Consider the following 21,295-nt stretch of genomic DNA (forward strand, 5'->3'; position numbering starts at 1 on the left):
GGATGTGACGTCTCAGTCGGCCAGCGCGCCCCCGAAGAAGGGCCGCGCGCCCAGGCCCAGTTCGCCGGGCGTGAGCAGGACCGAGCCCGTGCCGGTCGGACCGGAGGCGGTGCCGGGCAGCAGGTGGAGGCGTCCGGCCTCGTTGGCGGTGGCGGCCAGTTCGGCGCGGCCGTCGTGGTCGAAGTCCCTCAGCAGCACGGAGGTGCCGAGCCAGGCGTCGTTCTCCTCGGCGGGGTCGCCCTCGACGCCGGCGGTGCCGTAGTCGTACTGGCGGGCGCCCTTCCCGGTGATCCCGCCGGAACCGCCGCGCAGCACGGTGAGCGCGCCCGCGCGGAACAGGTTCGACCCGATCACCTCGCAGGGGACGCCCACCGCCAGGTCGGGGTAGCCGTCGCCGTTGGTGTCGGCGGCCGACACGTCGTGGCCGAAGGAGTCGCCGGACTCGCGCACGCCGGGGACCCCGGAGGTGTTCTGGCTGTACGACTTCGCCGTGCCGAATCCGGTGGAGCCGCCCTTGAGGACGTGGACCGCGCCGCCCTTGCCGGAGCGGGGGACGCCGACGGCGAGGTCGCCGTGGCCGTTCTTGTCGAAGTCGGCGATCACGGCGGTGGAGCCGACGATCTCGGAGGAGGCGGGCAGGCCGGTCTTCTTGGACCGGGCCGGGGTGCCGGAGCCGCCCTTGTAGAACCAGACCCGGTGGCTGCGGGTGTCCACGTCGTAGCCGATCACCGCGAAGTCGGCGGTGCCGTCCTTGGTGACCTTGCCGGAGACGACCAGGTGCGGGTTGATGTCCTCGCCGTCGACGGGGTCCAGGTTGGTGGCCTTGCCGCGGGAGCCGGACTTGGTGAAGGGGCCGCGCAGGAACCAGACGTACTCGTCGTCGACCGCGGTCACGTCCGGGCGGCCGTCGGCGTTGAAGTCGCCGACCGCGACGTCCAGGGCGAAGCCGACCTCCTTGCCCGCGGGCGCGGCGTACGAACTCCCGCCGGAGAAGCCCGACCTGGAACCCCACAGAACGGTGAACGTGCCCCGGTTGGCGCCGGTCGCCTCGCCCGGGGAGGTGGCGACGATGTCGGCGTACCCGTCCTTGTCCATGTCCGCGGTGGTGATCTTCGCGCCGAAGCGGTCACCGGTCTCCGCCGCGCCCTCGACGCCCGCGCTGTTCTGCGTGATCACGGTTCTCTTCGCCGGGTCCGGTCCCTTCGCGGTGCCCCAGACGACGACGATCGCGCCCGCTTGCTTCTTGCCGCCCGCGGTGGCGAGTTGATCGCCCAGGGCGAGGTCGCGGTGGCCGTCGCCGTTGAAGTCCTCCGCGTACTTGGCGGTCGCCGCGCCGGCCGGGGCGGCGAGGGCGAGCGGGGTCAGGCCCGAGGCGAGGAGGGTGGCGGCGGCGAGGAGGGAGGTGCGGGTGCGCAAGGGAGAGCTCCATGGGTCCGCTGGGTCAGGTGTGGGCGACGCGTTCGTCAGACGCCCGGAGCGGACCGAAGGTTGTACGTGAACACGCCGAAGGGGCCGCCCTGTCGGACGGCCCCTTCGGGGGTGTGCCGCGTTACTTCACCGGCTCCGGCTGCGGAGCGCTCTCGCTCTCCTCGTCGCCCGTCGGGTCGGCCGGGGTCTTGACGGACTCCAGCAGCAGTTGGGCGACGTCGACGACCTGGACGGACTCCTTCGCCTTGCCATCGTTCTTCTTGCCGTTGACCGAGTCGGTCAGCATGACCAGGCAGAACGGGCAGGCGGTGGAGACGATGTCCGGGTTCAGGGCGAGGGCCTCGTCGACGCGCTCGTTGTTGATGCGCTTGCCGATCCGCTCCTCCATCCACATCCGGGCGCCGCCGGCGCCGCAGCAGAAGCCGCGTTCCTTGTGGCGGTGCATCTCCTCGTTGCGCAGGCCCGGGACCTTGCCGATGATCTCGCGCGGGGGCGTGTAGATCTTGTTGTGGCGGCCCAGGTAGCACGGGTCGTGGTAGGTGATGATGCCCTCGACCGGGGTGACCGGGATCAGCTTGCCCTCGTCGACCAGGTGCTGGAGCAGCTGGGTGTGGTGGATGACCTCGTAGTCGCCGCCGAGCTGCGGGTACTCGTTGCCGAGCGTGTTGAGGCAGTGCGGGCAGGTGGCGACGATCTTCTTCGCCGACTTGGGCTTCTTCGACTCGTCGGTGACCTTGCCGTCGTCGTCCGTCTCCTCGCCGAAGGCGGCGTTGAGGGACATGACGTTCTCCATGCCGAGCTCCTGGAACAGGGGCTCGTTGCCGAGGCGGCGGGCGGAGTCACCGGTGCACTTCTCGTCGCCGCCCATGATCGCGAACTTGACGCCCGCGATGTGGAGGAGTTCCGCGAAGGCCTTGGTGGTCTTCTTGGCGCGGTCCTCCAGGGCGCCGGCGCAGCCGACCCAGTACAGGTACTCGACCTCGGACAGGTCCTCGATGTCCTTGCCGACGACCGGGACCTCGAAGTCGACCTCCTTGGTCCACTCCAGGCGCTGCTTCTTCGCCAGGCCCCAGGGGTTGCCCTTCTTCTCCAGGTTCTTGAGCATCGTGCCCGCCTCGGACGGGAACGCGGACTCGATCATGACCTGGTAGCGGCGCATGTCGACGATGTGGTCGACGTGCTCGATGTCGACGGGGCACTGCTCGACGCAGGCGCCGCAGGTGGTGCAGGACCACAGGACGTCGGGGTCGATGACGCCGTTCTCCTCGGCGGTGCCGATCAGCGGGCGCTCGGCCTCCGCGAGGGCGGCGGCGGGCACGCCGGTCAGCTGCTCCTCGGACGCCTTCTCCTCGCCCTCCATGGTCTTGCCGCCGCCGGCCAGCAGGTAGGGGGCCTTGGCGTGCGCGTGGTCGCGCAGGGACATGATCAGGAGCTTGGGGGAGAGCGGCTTGCCGGTGTTCCAGGCGGGGCACTGCGACTGGCAGCGGCCGCACTCGGTGCAGGTGGAGAAGTCCAGCAGGCCCTTCCAGGAGAACTGCTCGACCTGGGAGACGCCGAAGACGTCGTCGTCACCGGGGTCGGTGAAGTCGATCGGCTTGCCGCCGGACGTCATCGGCTGGAGCGCGCCCAGGGCGGTCCCGCCGGTGGCCTCGCGCTTGAACCAGATGTTCGGGAAGGCGAGGAAGCGGTGCCAGGCCACGCCCATGTTGGTGTTCAGGCTGACCGTGATCATCCAGATCATGGTCGTTCCCAGCTTGATCATCGCGAACAGGTAGACCAGGTTCTGCAGCGTCGCGACGGACAGGCCCTCGAAGGCCAGGACCAGCGGGTACGAGGCGAAGTACGCGGCCTCGTAGTGGTCCACGTGGTGCAGCGCGCCCTCCAGGCCGCGCAGCACGTAGATGGCGAGGCCGATGGTGAGGATGACGTACTCGACGAAGTACGCCTGGCCCATCTTCGAGCCCGTGAACCGCGACTTGCGGCCCGGCCGCGAGGGCAGGCTCAGCAGCCGGACGACGATCAGCACGAGGATGCCGAGGGTCGTCATCGCGCTGATGAACTCGATGTACAGCTCGTACGGCAGGAAGCCGCCCAGCACCGGCAGCACCCAGTCGGCCTCGAAGAGCTGGCCGTAGGCGGTGACGATGGTCGGCGGCAGCGTCAGGAAGCCGACGGCGACGAACCAGTGGGCGATGCCGACGACACCCCACCGGTTCATGCGGGTGTGGCCGAGGAACTCCCGCACCAGGGTCACACTGCGCTGGTAGGGATTGTCGGTCCGGGCGCCGGCCGGTACCGGCTGACCCAGTCTGAAGTACCGGACGAACTGGCCGATCGCGCGTGCGAGCAGCGCGACGCCGACCACGGTCAGGACCAGCGACACGATGATCGCGGCGAGTTGCATGGGGGCTCCTCGGGCCTGCGAGGGGTTTCGAGAGGGACTGTCGGCGGGGGCTCCACTACGGCTTCCCCGAAATTACTAAGCGGTAACTTATGTGGTCCGTTCGAGACTACCCCCATCTCCGGTCGCACTGTAGCCGGGCGCGGGGTGATCTGAATCGCTCAGGGTCGCCTATGGCGGCACCCTCGCGGGTGCCCCGGATGGCGCCCGGGATCCGGTCGTGTTATTCGCGCTAAATCGGTCCATACGCACCTAACTTATATCCGTGCTCTACGGGATCGCCGCCGCCACCATCGCCCTGCTGCTCTCCGCCGTGTTCGCGGAACTGCTGCGGGTCCCCGCCCTGCGCCTGGGGATCCTGGACCGCAGACGCCGCCTGCCGGTGCCGCTGTCCGGGGGAACGGCCGTCGTGCTCGCGACCGGGCTGGTGGCGGGGGTCGGCGACCGGGCGGGACTCGCCCCGCTCGGCACCGGGATCGGGCGGCTGCTGGCCGCCGGGGCCTGGATCGGCGTCCTCGGTCTGGCCGTCGACGTGTGGCGGCTGCGGTGGTGGATCCCGCTCACCGGTACGGCCGTGGCGGCGGCGCTCGTCGTGCCGTACGCGGAGACCGGGACGGTGCAGGGGGTGCTCGCCGTGGGGTGGATCGTGGCGGTCACCGCCGCGTTCCGGGGGCTCGACCACGCGGACGGGCTGGCCGGCACCGTGGGGGCGGTGACCGCGTTCGGGGTGGCGGTCTGCGCGGCGGTCGAGCTGATGGAGGGGATCGCGGTGCTGCTGGGCGTGCTGGCCGCCGGGCTCGCCGGGTTCCTGCTGCACAACTGGCACCCCGCGCGGGCCGGCCTCGGGGCGGGGGGCTCGCTGTTCGCGGGGTTCGTGGTGGCCTCGGCGGCGGTGTTCGTGCGGGCCGGACAGGGAATCGGGGCCGGCGCCGGGGTGTTGTTCGCCCTGACGGCCGTGGCGTGCGCCGACGCCGTACTGGTGGTCCTCGCGCGGCGGCTGTCCCGGTGGCCGCTGACCCGCGGCCGGCCGGATCACCTCGGGCACCGGCTGCGGCGGCTCGGGCTCGCGCCCCGCGCGGTGACCGTCCTGCTCGGTGCGGGAGCGCTGGGCGGGGTGTTCGTGGGGGTGGCCGTCCACACCGGGCGGGTGTCCGGGGGCGCGGTGCTGTGGGTGGTGGCGGTGGCCGCGGTGGTCGTCCTCGCGCTCGTGCGCCTTCCCGTCACCCCTGTTTTCCACGCCCGTCAACGAACTGCCGAGGCATCGCCGCAGGTCATAGAGCGGTTGCGTGTAAGGAACGGATAAGAGTTGAGTCTGCTCGACTCAGCTCTGTTGACCCGGCGCCGGGTGTCATGCATGCTTGAGTCCGTTCCACTCAAGTCAGCTGGAGGAATCGAAATGGCACGTGCGGTCGGCATCGACCTGGGCACGACTAACTCCGTCGTCAGCGTTCTGGAGGGCGGCGAGCCCACCGTCATCACCAACGCCGAGGGCGCCAGGACCACGCCGTCCGTCGTCGCCTTCGCCAAGAACGGTGAGGTGCTGGTCGGCGAGGTGGCCAAGCGCCAGGCGGTCACCAACGTCGACAGGACCATCCGGTCGGTCAAGCGCCACATGGGCACCGACTGGAAGATCGAGCTCGACGGGAAGCCCTTCAACCCGCAGCAGATCAGCGCCTTCGTGCTGCAGAAGCTGAAGCGCGACGCCGAGTCGTACCTGGGCGAGAAGGTCACGGACGCGGTCATCACCGTCCCGGCGTACTTCAACGACGCCGAGCGCCAGGCGACCAAGGAGGCCGGCGAGATCGCCGGTCTGAACGTGCTGCGCATCGTCAACGAGCCGACGGCCGCCGCCCTGGCGTACGGCCTCGACAAGGACGACCAGACCATCCTCGTCTTCGACCTCGGTGGCGGTACCTTCGACGTCTCCCTGCTGGAGATCGGCGACGGTGTCGTCGAGGTGAAGGCCACCAACGGTGACAACAACCTCGGTGGTGACGACTGGGACCAGCGCGTCGTCGACTACCTGGTCAAGCAGTTCCAGTCCGGCCACGGCGTGGACCTCGGCAAGGACAAGATGGCCCTCCAGCGCCTGCGCGAGGCCGCCGAGAAGGCCAAGATCGAGCTGTCCTCGTCCACCGAGACCTCGATCAACCTCCCCTACATCACCGCGTCCGCCGAGGGTCCCCTGCACCTCGACGAGAAGCTGACCCGCGCCCAGTTCCAGCAGCTGACCGCGGACCTGCTCGAGCGCTGCAAGACGCCGTTCCACAACGTCATCAAGGACGCCGGCATCCAGCTGTCCGAGATCGACCACGTCGTCCTCGTCGGCGGCTCCACCCGCATGCCCGCCGTCGCCGAGCTCGTCAAGGAGATGACCGGCGGCAAGGAGGCCAACAAGGGCGTCAACCCGGACGAGGTCGTCTCGATCGGTGCCGCGCTCCAGGCCGGTGTCCTCAAGGGCGAGGTCAAGGACGTCCTGCTGCTCGACGTCACCCCGCTGTCCCTCGGCATCGAGACCAAGGGCGGCATCATGACCAAGCTGATCGAGCGCAACACCACGATCCCGACGAAGCGCTCCGAGATCTTCACCACGGCCGAGGACAACCAGCCGTCGGTGCAGATCCAGGTCTACCAGGGCGAGCGCGAGATCGCGGCGTACAACAAGAAGCTCGGCATGTTCGAGCTGACCGGTCTGCCCCCGGCGCCGCGCGGCGTCCCGCAGATCGAGGTCTCCTTCGACATCGACGCCAACGGCATCATGCACGTGACCGCGAAGGACCTGGGCACGGGCAAGGAGCAGAAGATGACCGTCACCGGCGGCTCCTCGCTGCCGAAGGACGAGGTCGACCGGATGCGCCAGGAGGCCGAGAAGTACGCGGAGGAGGACCACGCCCGCCGCGAGGCCGCCGAGTCCCGCAACCAGGGCGAGCAGCTCGTCTACCAGACGGAGAAGTTCCTCAGCGACAACGCGGAGAAGGTCCCCGGTGACGTCAAGACCGAGGTCGAGACGGCCGTCGCCGAGCTGAAGGAGAAGCTCAAGGGCGAGGACTCCGCCGAGATCCGCACCGCCACGGAGAAGGTCGCCGCCGTCTCCCAGAAGCTGGGCCAGGCCATGTACGCCGACGCCCAGGCCGGCCAGGCGGCCGGTGGCGCGTCCGCCGGTGCCGGCGAGGCCAGGGCCGACGACGACGTCGTCGACGCCGAGATCGTCGACGAGGACCGCAAGGACGGTGCGGCGTGACCGAGGAGACCCCGGGCTTCGACGAGCAGTCGCAGCAGCCCGACGTCCCCTCCGACGAAGCCGAGCCGAAGGCCGCCGCCCAGCCCTCCGCGGAGGAGGCGGCGGCCCCGGCCGGGGACACGGGCCAGGAAGCGGCACTGGTGGCCCAGCTGGACCAGGCGCGCACGGCGCTCAGCGAGCGCACGGCGGACCTCCAGCGCCTCCAGGCCGAGTTCCAGAACTACCGGCGCCGGGTCGAGCGCGACCGGATCGCCGTGAAGGAGATCGCCGTGGCGAACCTCCTGAGCGAGCTGCTCCCCGTGCTCGACGACGTCGGCCGCGCGCGGGAGCACGGCGAACTGGTCGGCGGCTTCAAGTCCGTCGCGGAGTCGCTGGAGACGGTCATCGCCAAGATGGGCCTCCAGCAGTTCGGCAAGGAGGGCGAGCCCTTCGACCCGACGATCCACGAGGCGCTGATGCACAGCTACGCGCCGGACGTCACCGAGACGACGTGCGTGGCGATCCTGCAGCCGGGGTACCGCATCGGCGAGCGCACCATCCGCCCCGCGCGGGTGGCCGTCGCCGAGCCGCAGCCCGGCGCGCAGACGGTCAAGCCGGCCGAGGAGGGCACCGAGGCGCAGGCCGGCTCGGAGAACAAGGAGAGCGGTGGCCCGGACGAGGGCTGACGCGGGAGTCGACGCAGGGAAGGAGGGACGTCGGGGATGAGCACCAAGGACTTCATCGAGAAGGACTTCTACAAGGTCCTCGGCGTCCCCAAGGACGCCACCGAGGCCGAGATCAAGAAGGCGTACCGGAAGCTCGCCCGCGAGTTCCACCCGGACGCCAACAAGGGCAACGCCAAGGCGGAGGAGCGGTTCAAGGAGATCTCCGAGGCGAACGACGTCCTCGGCGACCCCAAGAAGCGCAAGGAGTACGACGAGGCGCGCGCGCTCTTCGGCAACGGCGGCTTCCGTCCGGGGCCGGGCGCGGGCGGCGGCTCCTTCAACTTCGACCTGGGCGACCTCTTCGGGGGTCAGGCCGGCGGCCAGCAGGCGGGCGGCTTCGGCGGCGGCCTGGGTGACGTCTTCGGGGGCCTGTTCAACCGCGGCGGCGCGGGGACCACGCGTACCCAGCCGCGGCGCGGCCAGGACATCGAGTCCGAGGTGACGCTCAGCTTCACCGAGGCGATCGAGGGCGCGACGGTCCCGCTGCGGATGTCGTCGCAGGCGCCCTGCAAGGCCTGTTCGGGCACCGGCGACAAGAACGGCACACCGCGCGTGTGCCCGACCTGCGTCGGCACCGGCCAGGTGGCGCGCGGCTCCGGCGGCGGCTTCTCGCTCACCGACCCCTGCCCCGACTGCAAGGGCCGCGGCCTGATCGCGGAGGAGGCCTGCGAGATCTGCAAGGGCAGCGGCCGGGCCAAGTCCTCGCGGACCATGCAGGTGCGCATCCCCGCGGGCGTCAGCGACGGCCAGCGGATCCGGCTGCGCGGCAAGGGCGCGCCGGGCGAGCGCGGCGGCCCCGCCGGTGATCTGTACGTCGTCGTGCACGTCGGCACCCACCCGGTGTTCGGCCGCAAGGACGACAACCTCACCGTCACGGTCCCGGTGACGTACCCCGAGGCCGTCCTCGGCGGCGAGGTCCGGGTCCCGACGCTGGGCGGTCCGCCGGTCACGCTGAAGCTGCCGCCGGGCACGCCCAACGGGCTCACCATGCGGGCCCGGGGCAAGGGCGCGGTCCGCAAGGACGGCACCCGCGGTGATCTGCTGGTCACCGTGGAGGTGAGTGTTCCCAAGGACGTGTCGGGGAAGGCTCGTGACGCGCTGGAGGCGTATCGCGAGGCGACCGCGGACGACGATCCGCGGGCGGAGCTGTTCCAGGCCGCGAAGGGAGCTTGATCTGCATGGACGGCCGTCGACGCAATCCGTATGAACTGACCCAGGACACCCCGGTCTACGTCATCTCGGTGGCGGCCCAGCTCTCCGGCCTGCACCCGCAGACGCTGCGCCAGTACGACCGGCTGGGTCTCGTGTCGCCGGACCGCACGGCCGGCCGGGGCCGCCGTTACTCGGCCCGTGACATCGAGCTGCTCCGTCAGGTGCAGCAGCTGTCGCAGGACGAGGGCATCAACCTGGCCGGAATCAAGCGCATCATCGAACTGGAGAACCAGGTCGCCGCCCTCCAGGCTCGCGTGGCCGAACTGGAGGGCGCCCTCGACGGGGCGGCCGCGGCGATGCGTCAGCGCGAGGCCGCGGTGCACGCCTCGTACCGCCGCGACCTGGTGCCCTACCAGGAGGTGCAGCAGACCAGCGCGCTGGTGGTGTGGCGGCCCAAGCGGCAGCAGTCGGACTGAGGCGCGGGTGCGGTGAGGCGCCGCGGGAGGCCCGGAGGTCAGTGGATCTCCGGGCCTCCCGGCTTATGTACGCACACGTGTGTGGCTATCGTGTAGCTGCGTGTCCAGATGATCCCCGCCGGACGTCCGCGGGTCTCTCACGAGTTCGGCGCACCGTGCCGTGTCCATCTCGTTAAGCGGACGACCTTGACGCCGACGGGGGCTGAAGCGTTGGCTTTTCAGTCACATGGGCCGCAAAGCTGTGCCCACGTCCAAAACGCACCTGAAGTGAGCCCTCGCATGCGTCGTATCGCCATATCCGTGGCCGCCACCTCCATGTCCGTCATGCTCGCCGGATGCGGCGTGCTCAACGCGACGGGGAGCAGCGACGACGCGAGCCCGGGCAAGGGCGACGACATCACCGTCGGGCTGCTGCTCCCGGAGAAGGAGAACACCCGGTACGAGCAGTTCGACTACCCCATCTTCAAGACGAAGGTGGAGTCGCTCACCAACAAGAAGGGCACCGTCGAGTACGCCAACGCCGAGGCGGACGCCGACAAGCAGGCGAGCCAGATGCAGCAGATGATCGACGACAAGGTCGACGTCATCGTGCTGGACGCGGTCGACGCGCACGCCATCGCGGACAGCGTGCAGAAGGCAGATGACGCGGGCATCCCCGTCATCGCCTACGACCGTCTCGCCGAGGGTCCGATCGACGCGTACATCTCCTTCGACAACGAGCTGGTCGGCGAGGTGCAGGGCCGTTCCCTGCTGGAGTCGCTGGGCGGGGAGGCCGGCATCACCGACAAGATCGTGATGATGAACGGCTCGTCGACCGACCCCAACGCCAAGCAGTTCAAGGCGGGCGCGCTCTCCGAGCTCAAGGGCAAGGTGACGATCGCCAAGTCCTACGACACCAAGGACTGGAAGCCGGAGAACGCCCAGGCCAACATGGCCGAGGCGATCAGCGCGATCGGCGCGGGCGACATCAAGGCGGTCTACTCCGCCAACGACGGCATGGCGGGCGGCATCGTCAAGGCGCTCAAGGCCGCCGGCGTGACCGACCTGCCCCCGATCACCGGCCAGGACGCCGAACTCGCGGCGGTCCAGCGGATCCTCGCCGGCGAGCAGTACATGAGCGTGTACAAGTCCTACCCGGACGAGGCCGAGAACGCCGCGGAGATGGCCGTGGCCAAGGTCCAGGGCAAGGACATCCAGTTCGACGCGCTGGCCCGCGACCGGGTGGACAGCCCCACGACCAAGGACATCCCGGCGCAGCTCGTGCCGGTGGTCGCGCTGACGAAGGACAACATCGAGGACACCGTGGTCGCCGACGCGATCTACGACGTCTCGGACATCTGCACCGCGGAGTTCGCCGCGGCCTGCGAGGCGGCCAAGCTGAAGTAGCCGCCCCGTCGATATCCGGCCACCCGCCGGTCCCCTGACCGGCGGGTGGCCCTGCCCGTGTTGCACAGCCGGTTGTGGCCGCGCATAGTTGCGCTGCGGAAAGTGGCGGAACCGGGGGTGGGATGGGCGATGGCCGGGCACGGGACGGACGGGCATCCACACGGTGCTGACCGACTGTGCGAGGCCGGGGATCGCGTGTATTCCCGGGCCGTACGGCGCGGACGGCTGCCGCGCCGGGACGCGGAGCCGGTGCCCTGCCTGCTGGAACTGGCCCTGCTGCACCCCGATCCCGACGACATGGACTGGCTCGTCCCCACCGCCCCGCAGGAGGTCATGACCCGGCTGCTGCGCGGGATGTACGACGAGGTGAGCGCGAGTCAGCGCCGGGTCGGTTCGGCCGTCGAGGCCTTCGAGCGGTACGCCGGCCTGGGCCGCCGGGTGCCCGCCTCGCCGTCGGCGGCGGAGGGTCCGGCGATCCGGGTGCTGGACGGGCTGGCCCGCATCCAGGCCGCGATGGACGAGGCGACCCAGGCGTGCGCCACCGAGGTGCTCACCGTCCAGCCCGGCGGCATCCGGCGCGAGGCGGAGCTGTCGGAGGGCCTGCACCGGGCGATGGCGCTGCGCGGCCGGGGCGTGCGCATGCGGGACCTGTACACGCATGTCGCCCGGCACGGGCACGGGCTGCTCAGCTACCTGGAGCTGATGGGCGACGCGGTGGAGGCGCGCACGCTGGACGAGGTGATCGAGCGGCTGATCCTCTTCGACCGCACGGTCGCCTTCATCCCCGCCAACGCCGAGCGCACCATGGCGCTGGAGCTGCGCCACCCGGCGCTGGTGGAGTACCTGGGCACGGTCTTCGAACGGCTGTGGCGGCTGGCCATCCCGCTGACCGCCCCGCTGCCCGACACCGGCATCGAGGGCATCTCGCACCGCGAGCAGTCCATCGCGGCGCTGCTGGCGGAGGGCCACCAGGACGCGGTGATCGCGGAGCGGCTCGGCATCAGCGTGCGGACGTGCCGGGCGCACATCGCCCGCCTGTCGGAGACGCTGGGGGCGGCGAGCCGTACGCAGCTGGGGGTGCGGATCGCCCAGGCCGGCCTGGACGGGGCCCGGGGGCCGGCGGTCATTCGGCCCGGTCGAGGATCCCGGACCGCCCGATGAGATAGCCCAGCTGCGCCCGGCTCCGACTGCCCAGCATCGCGGCGAGTTTGGCGATGTGGACGCGTGCGGTGCGGACGTTCATGCCGAGGCGGTCCGCTATGACGGAGTCGGTGTGGCCCTCCACCAGGAAGCGGGCGATGGCCCGTTGACGGACGGTGACGCCGTTGAGGGCCGCCGGTTCGACCGGCCGGGGGTGCATGGGGGTGGCCAGTCGCCAGAAGCTGTCGAACACGCTGACCAGGTACTTGATGATGGACGGGTGGCGGATCTCCAGCGCGACGCTGCGCTGTCTGTCCGCGTCACCGGGAATGTAGGCGACGGACTGGTCGATGACGATCAGCCGGCCGGCGACCTCGTCCAGGGTGCGTGCCTCGGCGTCGCCGTTCAATCGCTCGTACCGGGCGACGACCAGGGGGATGTGGCGCTGGGTGTGCGGGTAGAGGACGCGGATCCGGCCGCCGCGGTCGAGGAACTCCTGGTCGCGGACCAGGGCGGCGGCCTGAGCCGCTCGCGCGACCTCGGAGGTGTGGTAGTTGCTGTGGGGCTGCATGGCGAGGAGTTCCCCCGTCGCTTCCGCCAGTGCCTCGAGGATGGCGCCGTTGATCCGCTCCGAGCCGCTGATGACACGGAGCGACGGGGTGTGCGTCTCCACGGCCAGTTCACCCAACCGCATGAGCGGCTGGAAGGCCTCGGTCAGTCGTGCCTCGCGCCGCCGCTCCGCCGCGACGCGTTCGCCGGAGGACCGCAGCAGCCGGTGCAGGGCGACCGTCGGCGCGACGGGAACCAGTCGTCCCGGGTCGTCGAGGGAGGGCTGGAGCAGCCCGGAGTCGAGCACGCAGGGGGTCTCGTGGGCCTCCTCGGCGGGCACGGGGCCCTCACGCAGTGCCCGGGCGTACAGCTCCGCACCCGCGTCGCACAGGTCCTCGGCTTCGTGATGGTGCGCGGTTGCGGTCACGCGGGGTCCGTACCTCCTCGGCTTCACGGTTCCTGCTTGAGGATTCCCGACTGTGCGATCAGATAGCCGAGCTGGGCGCGGCTGCCGCTTCCGAGGGCGGAGGCGAGCTTGGCTATGTGGGCGCGGCAGGTGCGTACGTTCATGCCCAGACGCCGGGCGATGGCTTCGTCCACGTGGCCCTCGACGAGCAGTTTGGCGATGGAGTGCTGGATGTCGGTGAGGCCGTCGGGGGCCGGTTCGTACGGGGCGCCCGCGTGCAGCGAGACCGCGCGGGTCCACATGAACTCGAAGACCTTGATCAGGTAGCGGACGAGACCCGGGTGGCGCAGCTCCAGGGCGACCTGCCGGTCGTCGCGGGTGGGGATGAAGGCGACGGTCTCGTCGCAGATGATGAGCCGCTCCACCAGCTCGTCGATGGTGCGGTACTCCACCTTGGCGGTGTCGAACCGGGCCACGTACGCCAGTGTCTCGGGACTGTGCCGGGCGGTGTGCTGGTAGAGGGTCCGGATGCGCACCCCCCGCTCGGTCATCTGCCGGTCGCGCTCCAGCGCCTGGGTGAGGGTGTGCTCCAGGCGGCGGCCGCCCGGCTGGACGGAGAGCATCTCGGACCGGCACTGGGAGGTGGCCAGATCGAGGGCGGCGTTGATCCGGTCGAAACCCTCCAGCACCGTCATCGAGTGGGTGCTCATCGTGGTCTGGGCGCTGAGGGTCATGAACGGCTCGAAGGCGTCGGCGAGCTCGATCGACGCCCGCCGGCGCTCGGTGATCTCCCGTTCCAGGGGGTTGAGCCGCTGGGCCAGTGCCACCGCCGGGGCGACCGGACGCAGCCAGGTGGGGTCGTCCGGATCGGGGTGCAGCAGGGCGAGTTCCATCAGGCAGGGGGCGGACTCCGCGTCCGCGCGGGGGACGCGGCCCGCCCGCAGCGCGTCGGCATAGAGGCGGCTACCGGCCTCACACAGTTCGGTCACCGTATGGGGATGTACCTCATTGGTCCGATTCGTAGTCAAATCTCCACCCCCCAGGGTCCTGAACATGCAGGAACATGATGCACCGATTGTGTGGCCATGACGTGCCCGAATGAGCCATCGTCGTACTTGACGGGGGAAGGGTGACTTTCGAGTGAGGACGAAGCCGACTATGCGCAAGAGAACGCTTCGCTCGGTACTTGTCGCCGCCTTCTCTGCCGTCATGGCCTTCGGAGCGCTGAGTGGCCTGGCCGGCACGAAGGGCGACGTCCGGGCTGACAGCAGCTGGGGGCCGGTGGAGGTATCCAAGTCCGCGCCTCCGGACAGCAGCTGGGGCTCGCCGGTGCCTCAGCTCGCGGACGACAGCAGTTGGGGCTGAGTGATGACCACACCACCCGACGACCGTTCCTTCCGCAGGGAGATGGCGACCGCCTACCGGTCCGGATGGCACTTCATCGACCTGGTCACCGCCATCCCCCACAGCGGTGACTCGTTGATGGTGACCGTGTTCGGTGAGCCGGTCGTCGTCACGCGGGACGAGGACGGGGACGTACGGGCGTACCGGTGCCTGCGGCGGCCCAGGGGGGCGCCGAAGCCCGTACGGTGTGCCATCCGGTACGGAATGATCTTTGTGAACCTGGACCAGCGGGACCACCGGCGGGTGGAGTCCGACTCCCCCGCCCCCCGGACCATCTCTGCCACCCCCCGCAGTGCCTGACGCGATTCCCCCGTCGTAAAAGATCGCGCAGGTGCTTCCCCCCGCAGCGGCGTCACCGTGACCTGAACACGGTGACGCCGCTGCAGTTTTCCGGGACATGTCCGGGTATCGGACCGGTCGAGCGATGGCCGGAAGCCATCGCTCGGTGTACGAACCGTACGGGCGTCCTCACCCGCGGCCCATCGCGCGCGTGAGCGCGATTTCGATGACCACCCGTGACGGATTCGGCCGCGGCGTCCGCCCGTAGCGCTCCGTGTACCGCCGCTCCGCCTCCGCGACCCGTTCCCGGTCCGTGCGGACCACCGCCCGTCCCTCCAGCGTCGCCCACCGCCGGCCGTCCACCTGGCAGACCGCGACGGCCGCGCCCTCCGCCCCCGCCGCCCGTACGTGGCGGGCCTTCGCGCTCGTCCCGCTGGTGATCACCCGGGCGAGCCGCGCCTCGGGGTCGTACGTCACCCCGACGGGTACCAGGTGCGGGGTGCCGTCCGGACGGAGGGTGGTCAGCGTGCACAGGTGCTTCTCGCGCCAGAAGCTGAGATACGACGCGTCCGGATCGCCCGGATCTACCGAGTACGTGGTGGCCATGGACCGGAACTTAGCCGCCGTGGCCCTCCCGGGACACACCTTGAGTGGAATAGACTCAAGTTTGTGTACGTTGACCGAGTCAGTCGCGAAGGCCGCTGAAAGGTCACCGCAAGGAGGAGAACGGATACGTGGACGCCGAGCTGACCAACAGGAGCCGGGAAGCGCTGCAGGCCGCCGGCAACCGGGCCGTGACCGAGGGGCACCCCGACCTCACCCCCGCCCACCTGCTGCTCTCCCTGCTCGCCGGGCAGGAGAACGAGAACATCACGGACCTGCTCGCCGCGGTCGACGCCGACCAGGCCGCCGTACGCTCCGGGGCCGAGCGCATCCTCGCCGGCCTGCCGAGCGTCACCGGGTCCACCGTCGCACCGCCCCAGCCCAACCGTGAACTGCTCGCCGTCATCGCGGACGCCCAGTCCCGCGCCCGCGACCTCGGCGACGAGTACCTCTCCACGGAACACCTCGTCATCGGCATCGCCGCCAAGGGCGGAGCCGCCGGCGAGGTCCTCGCCCGGCAGGGCGCCACCGCGAAGAAGCTGCAGGACGCCTTCCAGAAGGCCCGCGGAGCCCGCCGGGTGACCACCGCCGACCCCGAGGGCCAGTACAAGGCCCTGGAGAAGTTCGGCACCGACCTCACCGCCTCCGCCCGCGAGGGCAGGCTCGACCCCGTCATCGGACGCGACCAGGAGATCCGGCGCGTCGTGCAGGTGCTGTCCCGCCGCACCAAGAACAACCCGGTGCTGATCGGCGAGCCCGGCGTCGGCAAGACCGCCGTCGTCGAGGGCCTCGCCCAGCGCATCGTCAAGGGCGACGTCCCCGAGTCGCTGAAGAACAAGCGGCTGGTCGCCCTCGACCTCGGCGCCATGGTCGCCGGCGCCAAGTACCGGGGTGAGTTCGAGGAGCGGCTGAAGACCGTCCTGGCCGAGATCAAGGAATCCGACGGCCAGGTCATCACCTTCATCGACGAACTGCACACCGTCGTCGGCGCGGGCGCCGGCGGCGACTCCGCCATGGACGCCGGCAACATGCTCAAGCCCATGCTCGCCCGCGGCGAACTCCGCATGGTCGGCGCCACCACCCTCGACGAGTACCGCGAACGCATCGAGAAGGACCCGGCCCTGGAGCGCCGCTTCCAGCAGGTGCTGGTCGCCGAGCCGACCGTCGAGGACTCCATCGCGATCCTCCGCGGACTCAAGGGCCGCTACGAGGCCCACCACAAGGTCCAGATCGCCGACAGCGCCCTCGTCGCCGCCGCCACCCTCTCCGACCGCTACATCACCTCCCGCTTCCTCCCCGACAAGGCCATCGACCTCGTCGACGAGGCCGCCTCCCGCCTGCGCATGGAGATCGACTCCTCGCCCGTCGAGATCGACGAACTCCAGCGTGCCGTGGACCGGTTGAGGATGGAGGAGATGGCGATCGGCAAGGAGACCGACGCCGCCTCCCGGGAACGCCTGGACAAGCTGCGCCGCGACCTCGCCGACAAGGAGGAGGAGCTGCGCGGCCTCAACGCCCGCTGGGAGAAGGAGAAGCAGTCCCTCAACCGGGTCGGCGAACTGAAGGAGAAGCTCGACGAGCTGCGCGGCCAGGCCGAACGCGCCCAGCGCGACGGCGACTTCGACACCGCCTCCAAGCTGCTCTACGGCGAGATCCCGGGGGTGGAACGCGACCTGGAGGCCGCCTCCGAGGCCGAGGAGGAGGCCGCGAAGGACACCATGGTCAAGGAGGAGGTCGGCGCCGACGACATCGCCGACGTCGTCGCCTCCTGGACCGGCATCCCGGCCGGCCGCCTCATGGAGGGCGAGACCCAGAAGCTGCTCCGCATGGAGGACGAACTCGGCAAGCGCCTCATCGGCCAGATCGAGGCGGTGCGCGCCGTCTCCGACGCCGTACGCCGCAGCCGCGCCGGCATCGCCGATCCCGACCGCCCCACCGGCTCCTTCCTCTTCCTCGGCCCGACGGGCGTCGGCAAGACCGAGCTGGCGAAGGCCCTCGCCGACTTCCTCTTCGACGACGAGCGGGCCATGGTCCGCATCGACATGTCGGAGTACAGCGAGAAGCACAGCGTGGCCCGGCTGGTCGGCGCCCCGCCCGGCTACGTCGGCTACGAGGAGGGCGGCCAGCTCACCGAGGCGGTGCGGCGGCGGCCGTACAGCGTGGTGCTCCTCGACGAGGTGGAGAAGGCCCACCCCGAGGTCTTCGACATCCTGCTCCAGGTGCTCGACGACGGCCGCCTCACCGACGGCCAGGGCCGCACCGTCGACTTCCGCAACACCATCCTGGTGCTGACGTCCAACCTGGGCAGCCAGTACCTGGTGGACCCGCTCACCACCGAGACGGAGAAGAAGGAGCAGGTCCTGGAGGTGGTCCGCGCCTCCTTCAAGCCCGAGTTCCTCAACCGCCTCGACGACCTGGTCGTCTTCTCGGCCCTCACCAAGCCCGAACTGGAACGCATCGCGCGGCTCCAGCTCGACGGCCTGGCCCGCCGCCTCGCCGACCGCCGCCTCGCCCTGGACGTCACCCCCGAGGCCCTGGCCTGGCTCGCCGAGGAGGGCATGGACCCCGCCTACGGCGCCCGCCCCCTGCGCCGCCTCGTCCAGACCGCCATCGGCGACCGCCTCGCCAGGGAGATCCTGGCCGGCGAGATCAAGGACGGCGACACGGTCCGCGTGGACCGCTTCGAGGACGGCCTGCTGGTGGGCCCGGCCACCGGCAAGTCGCTCTGAGTGACGGTTCCGTTCTCGGGCCCGATGTTCCCCCCGGGAACGTTGGGCCCGACCCGTACCGGGTACCCCGACAGTGACCGGATCGAGTCAGCCCACGGCTGACAGGCCCGTCGGGGCTTGCCACCCCCCTCCCCGCATGGGGGAGGATGGCGGGATCCGTACGAAGGGAAATTCACGGTGACCATCGACCCGTCCTCGATTCCGAATTTCGGGGGTCAGCCCGAGCCGCAGCCCCAAGGACCGGCGGGCCCCGTCGTCCCGGATCAGGACCTCGTGAAGCAGCTCCTCGACCAGATGGAGCTCAAGTACGTCGTCGACGACGAGGGTGACCTCGCGGCGCCGTGGGAGCAGTTCCGCACCTACTTCATGTTCCGCGGGGAGGAAGACCAGCAGATCTTCTCCGTCCGGACGTTCTACGACCGGCCGCACAAGATCGACGAGAAGCCTCAGCTGCTCGAGTCCGTCGACGACTGGAACCGGCGCACGCTGTGGCCCAAGGTCTACACCCACACGCATGACGACGGCACGGTCCGTCTCATCGGCGAGGCCCAGATGCTGATCGGCATGGGCGTCAGCCTGGAGCACTTCGTCTCGTCGACGGTCAGCTGGGTGCGGGCCGCGATCGAGTTCGACAAGTGGCTCGTCGAGCAGCTCGGCCTCGAGCAGGAGGTCAACGAGGCGGACAAGCCCGAGGACGACGAGTAGTCGTCCGGTCCGTTCCCCTCATGTGCGTTCGCCCCTCCCCGCGTGTGCGGGGAGGGGCGAACGCGTGTGGGGCTGCCGTCAGGCCGCGGTGCGGGCCCGTCGGCGGGCCACCCAGCCGGTGGCCGTGAGGGCGGCCGCGAGGGCGGCGACGGACAGGACGGTCACGCCGGTGGAGGCGAGGCTGCCGCCGGTGGAGCCGGTGGAGCCGGTGGTGACGGTGGAGCCGCCCGTACTGCTGCTCGTATCGCCGGTGCCGCTGCTCGTGCCGCCGGTGCCCGGGTCGGTGTCGTCCGGGGTGCCGGTGCCGCCGGTGCCGTCGTCGTCCGTGTCGACCGGGTCCTGGCCGACGAACGCGACCGGGACCTTCACGTCCTGGGAGCGGTCGCCGGAGAGGGTGTGGTCGGCGCGGGTGGCCAGGACGCACTTCGCCTTGAAGCAGTCGGTGTACTCGTCCTTGGCGTCGACGGTGAGCTCGACCTCGAAGGATCCGCCGTCCTCGTACGGGATCGCCAGGTCCTCGCCGTAGTCCGGCGGGTCGGAGGAGATCCAGGCGGAGGAGTGGGAGCCGCCGGTCATGTCGACGCCGCCGATGCACGGAGTGGGCAGTTCGCCCTCTCCGTTGTCGACGCACAGGGCGACGTAGACGCCCTTCCTCTCGTCGTAGCCGGTGCCGGTGACCTTCAGGGTCTGGTTCTCGGTGGCGAGGTGGTTGACCGGGGTCACGGTCAGTTTCTGGCCGTCGGGGCCGGTGACGGTCCTGGAGCCCGAGGGCTCGTCGCCGTCGCCGTCGCCGTCGGTGGGAGGCGTGGAGGGACCGTCGTCGGGGGCTTCCTCCACCGTCAGCGTGACGGGCGCGGTACGGGTCGTGCCGGCCGGGTTGGTGAACTCGGCGCGGTACGCGTAACCGTCCTGGGCGGCCTTGGCGGTGAAGGCGTACGTGTCCTCCGTCGCGCCCTCGACCGCCGACCAGGTCCGGCCGCCGTCGGGACTGACGCTCCAGGCCACCGTGGGCTCGGGGGTGCCCTCGGCGGCGGCCGTGAAGGTGACCTCGTCACCGGGGGCGACGGACCGGTCGGTGGGGGACCGGACGACCTTGGGCGACATGCGCAGGTCAAGCCTGACGACCTCGTTCGCCGTGCCCCTGGTGACGTACACGGAGGTGGCTCCGGGCGCGACGGCGATGCCCGCGTAGGAGGTCGACTCGCTTCCCGGCAGGGTGACCGGGGCCGCCGCCCGCTCGAAGGTCGCGCCGTCCAGGATCTCCAGGGAGCCGTCGTCGTCCCCGGTGCTGTCGGAGAGGTCCTCGCGCAGGACGAAGGCCCGCCCGGTGGCCTTGTCGAAGGCGGCCGCCGAGGGCCGGTCCACGCCGGTGAGCGTGGTCAGCGGCCTGCCGTCCCCGTCGAAGACGAGCACGGACGTGGTGCCGCCCACCCAGACGTTGCCGGTCGCCGGGTCCGTCTCGACGAAGAAGACGGAGTCGTCGGCGGGGATCTCGGTCGTGGCGGTGACCTGGAAGGTGGCGGTGTCCACCCGGCGCAGCACCCTCGTCTCCCCGGCGGTGCCGATGGACCAGGCCACGCCGCGCTCGGCGTCCACCCCGAGCCGGCCGTCGCCCTCCAGCGTGACCGTGTCCGTCACGGCGCCGGTGGCGAGCTCGACGCGGCGCAGCTCGGGGCCGGCCGCGACCAGCACGGAGGAGGTGTCGGCGTCCTGGCCGACACCGGTGAAGGAGGTGCCGTCGTACCAGTGGCCCCGCGCGGCCGTGTCGCCGTCCTTAGCCGTGCCGATGCCGCGCAGCGGGAAGTGGAAGGCGACGCCGTCACCGGCGAGCGGGCCGATGATCCTGCGGACCACCCGGGCGGCCATGGTGCCGCCCGCTCCGGGGGCCTGGGCGATGTGGCTGAGGAGCTCGCCGTTCTCGGGGTCGACGACGTACAGGCCCTGCTCGGCCACGTCGCCGGTGTCGGGGATGTTCTCCGAACCGACGTACAGCTTCCCGGAGTCGGGGTGCAGCAGCAGGTCCAGCGGGCGTCCGACGGTCGTGTACGCGGCGGACCGTACGTAGCTGACCGTCCCGGGCGGTACGTCGACGCCGTCACCGCCGTCGCCGCCACCGGTGTCCTGGCCCTTCCAGGTGACGGGCACGCGCACGTCCTGGGAGCGGTCGCCGGTGTTGCGGTGGTCGACGCGGGTGACGACGGAGCAGGAGTACCGGAGGCAGTCGACGCTCGCGTCCTTGGCCTGCGCCCTGAGCTCGACGTCGAAGGTGCCGCCGGCGCCCCAGGTGGTGGCGAGGACGCCCGCGTACGGGTCGTCCTCGGGGACGATCCAGTGCGAGGCGCCGCCCTCGCCGCTCTGGTCGGCGCCGCCGACGCAGGGGCCGGGGACCTTGCCGTCGCCGTTGTCCCGGCAGAGCGCGACGTAGACGGCCTTGGTCGTGTCGTAGCCCTCGCCGGTGACGCGGAGCGTCTCGCCGGCGGGGTCCAGGTTCGCGGTGGCGGAGACGGACAGTCTCTGTCCGTCCGCGCCCGTTCCGGTCTTGGGGGTGTCGGCGGCCTGGGCGGCCGGGCCCATGGCGAGTGACGCGGTCGTGAGCGCGGCGGCTCCCAGGAGCGCCGCCGGGCGTCTGAGTTGCATGGGGAGTTCCTCACTCGTCCGGTTGGGCCCGGCCGGATGGATGGGTGGGTGGGGC

16 protein-coding genes are annotated in these 21,295 nt (G+C 70.7%); 10 read left to right on the forward strand and 6 right to left on the reverse strand.

Features of this window, described 5'->3' with window-relative positions; all coding sequences use genetic code 11:
- Positions 1–12: 12 nt before the first annotated feature.
- Together AB0A94_RS09560 and AB0A94_RS09565 are read right to left on the reverse strand one after the other, a co-directional pair.
- The gene (locus AB0A94_RS09560) at positions 13–1,416 is read right to left on the reverse strand and encodes an FG-GAP and VCBS repeat-containing protein (RefSeq protein ID WP_361741387.1); all 1,404 of its coding nucleotides are present in this window, start codon (positions 1,414–1,416) and stop codon (positions 13–15) included.
- Between the two features lie 133 nt (positions 1,417–1,549).
- A complete protein-coding gene (locus AB0A94_RS09565) occupies positions 1,550–3,832 on the reverse strand; it encodes a (Fe-S)-binding protein (protein WP_361741390.1) in 2,283 nt (760 codons plus the stop codon).
- Between the two features lie 262 nt (positions 3,833–4,094).
- Here AB0A94_RS09565 and AB0A94_RS09570 point away from each other — a divergent pair, with 262 nt between their 5' ends.
- The 7 genes from AB0A94_RS09570 (at position 4,095) to AB0A94_RS09600 (ending at position 11,949) form a co-directional block, all read left to right on the forward strand.
- The gene (locus AB0A94_RS09570) at positions 4,095–5,132 is read left to right on the forward strand and encodes an MraY family glycosyltransferase (RefSeq protein WP_361741393.1); all 1,038 of its coding nucleotides are present in this window, start codon (positions 4,095–4,097) and stop codon (positions 5,130–5,132) included.
- Positions 5,133–5,225: 93 nt separating this feature from the next.
- Positions 5,226–7,070 (forward strand): molecular chaperone DnaK, encoded by a 1,845-nt coding sequence (gene dnaK, locus AB0A94_RS09575; protein ID WP_361741396.1) that lies wholly within the window; start codon positions 5,226–5,228, stop codon positions 7,068–7,070.
- Positions 7,067–7,735 carry a nucleotide exchange factor GrpE gene (grpE, locus tag AB0A94_RS09580; protein ID WP_361741398.1) on the forward strand — a complete coding sequence of 223 codons (669 nt, stop codon included), beginning with the start codon at positions 7,067–7,069 and terminating at the stop codon, positions 7,733–7,735. The genes dnaK and grpE overlap by 4 nt, the downstream gene beginning before the upstream one ends.
- Positions 7,736–7,771: 36 nt before the next feature.
- On the forward strand, positions 7,772–8,947 hold the full coding sequence (gene dnaJ, locus AB0A94_RS09585; protein ID WP_361741401.1) for a molecular chaperone DnaJ: 1,176 nt from the start codon (positions 7,772–7,774) through the stop codon (positions 8,945–8,947).
- A 5-nt stretch (positions 8,948–8,952) separates the two neighbouring features.
- Positions 8,953–9,402 (forward strand): helix-turn-helix domain-containing protein, encoded by a 450-nt coding sequence (locus AB0A94_RS09590; RefSeq protein ID WP_361741404.1) that lies wholly within the window; start codon positions 8,953–8,955, stop codon positions 9,400–9,402.
- A gap of 279 nt (positions 9,403–9,681) precedes the next feature.
- Complete coding sequence (locus AB0A94_RS09595) at positions 9,682–10,788, forward strand: substrate-binding domain-containing protein (RefSeq protein WP_361741407.1); 1,107 nt, start codon at positions 9,682–9,684, stop codon at positions 10,786–10,788.
- 129 nt (positions 10,789–10,917) lie between these two features.
- On the forward strand, positions 10,918–11,949 hold the full coding sequence (locus AB0A94_RS09600) for a helix-turn-helix transcriptional regulator (protein WP_361741410.1): 1,032 nt from the start codon (positions 10,918–10,920) through the stop codon (positions 11,947–11,949).
- Here the strand turns inward: AB0A94_RS09600 and AB0A94_RS09605 are convergent.
- Positions 11,912–12,904, reverse strand: a complete 993-nt coding sequence (locus AB0A94_RS09605; RefSeq protein ID WP_361741413.1) for a helix-turn-helix transcriptional regulator — start codon at positions 12,902–12,904, stop codon at positions 11,912–11,914. The two genes, AB0A94_RS09600 and AB0A94_RS09605, sit on opposite strands and share 38 nt — an antisense overlap.
- 23 nt (positions 12,905–12,927) lie before the next feature.
- Complete coding sequence (locus AB0A94_RS09610) at positions 12,928–13,938, reverse strand: helix-turn-helix transcriptional regulator (protein ID WP_361741416.1); 1,011 nt, start codon at positions 13,936–13,938, stop codon at positions 12,928–12,930.
- Between the two features lie 313 nt (positions 13,939–14,251).
- On the opposite strand from AB0A94_RS09610, the gene AB0A94_RS09615 reads away from it, so the two are divergent.
- Complete coding sequence (locus AB0A94_RS09615; protein ID WP_361741419.1) at positions 14,252–14,587, forward strand: hypothetical protein; 336 nt, start codon at positions 14,252–14,254, stop codon at positions 14,585–14,587.
- 168 nt (positions 14,588–14,755) lie between these two features.
- Here the strand turns inward: AB0A94_RS09615 and AB0A94_RS09620 are convergent, their stop codons facing one another.
- The gene (locus AB0A94_RS09620) at positions 14,756–15,172 is read right to left on the reverse strand and encodes a TIGR03618 family F420-dependent PPOX class oxidoreductase (protein ID WP_361741422.1); all 417 of its coding nucleotides are present in this window, start codon (positions 15,170–15,172) and stop codon (positions 14,756–14,758) included.
- Between the two features lie 128 nt (positions 15,173–15,300).
- Between AB0A94_RS09620 and clpB the strand changes: the two genes are divergently transcribed.
- Both clpB and AB0A94_RS09630 read left to right on the forward strand, forming a co-directional pair.
- Positions 15,301–17,898 carry an ATP-dependent chaperone ClpB gene (gene clpB / locus AB0A94_RS09625; protein ID WP_361741425.1) on the forward strand — a complete coding sequence of 866 codons (2,598 nt, stop codon included), beginning with the start codon at positions 15,301–15,303 and terminating at the stop codon, positions 17,896–17,898.
- A gap of 177 nt (positions 17,899–18,075) precedes the next feature.
- The gene (locus AB0A94_RS09630; RefSeq protein WP_361741428.1) at positions 18,076–18,603 is read left to right on the forward strand and encodes a YbjN domain-containing protein; all 528 of its coding nucleotides are present in this window, start codon (positions 18,076–18,078) and stop codon (positions 18,601–18,603) included.
- Positions 18,604–18,681: 78 nt separating this feature from the next.
- On the opposite strand, the gene AB0A94_RS09635 is transcribed toward AB0A94_RS09630, so the two are convergent.
- Entirely contained in the window at positions 18,682–21,240 is a 2,559-nt protein-coding gene (locus tag AB0A94_RS09635; RefSeq protein WP_361741431.1) for an immunoglobulin I-set domain protein, read from the reverse strand.
- Between the last annotated feature and the right edge of the window lie 55 nt (positions 21,241–21,295).

It is taken from the genome of Streptomyces sp. NPDC044984 (assembly GCF_040646935.1).
In the GTDB taxonomy this organism is placed as follows: Bacteria; Actinomycetota; Actinomycetes; order Streptomycetales; family Streptomycetaceae; genus Streptomyces.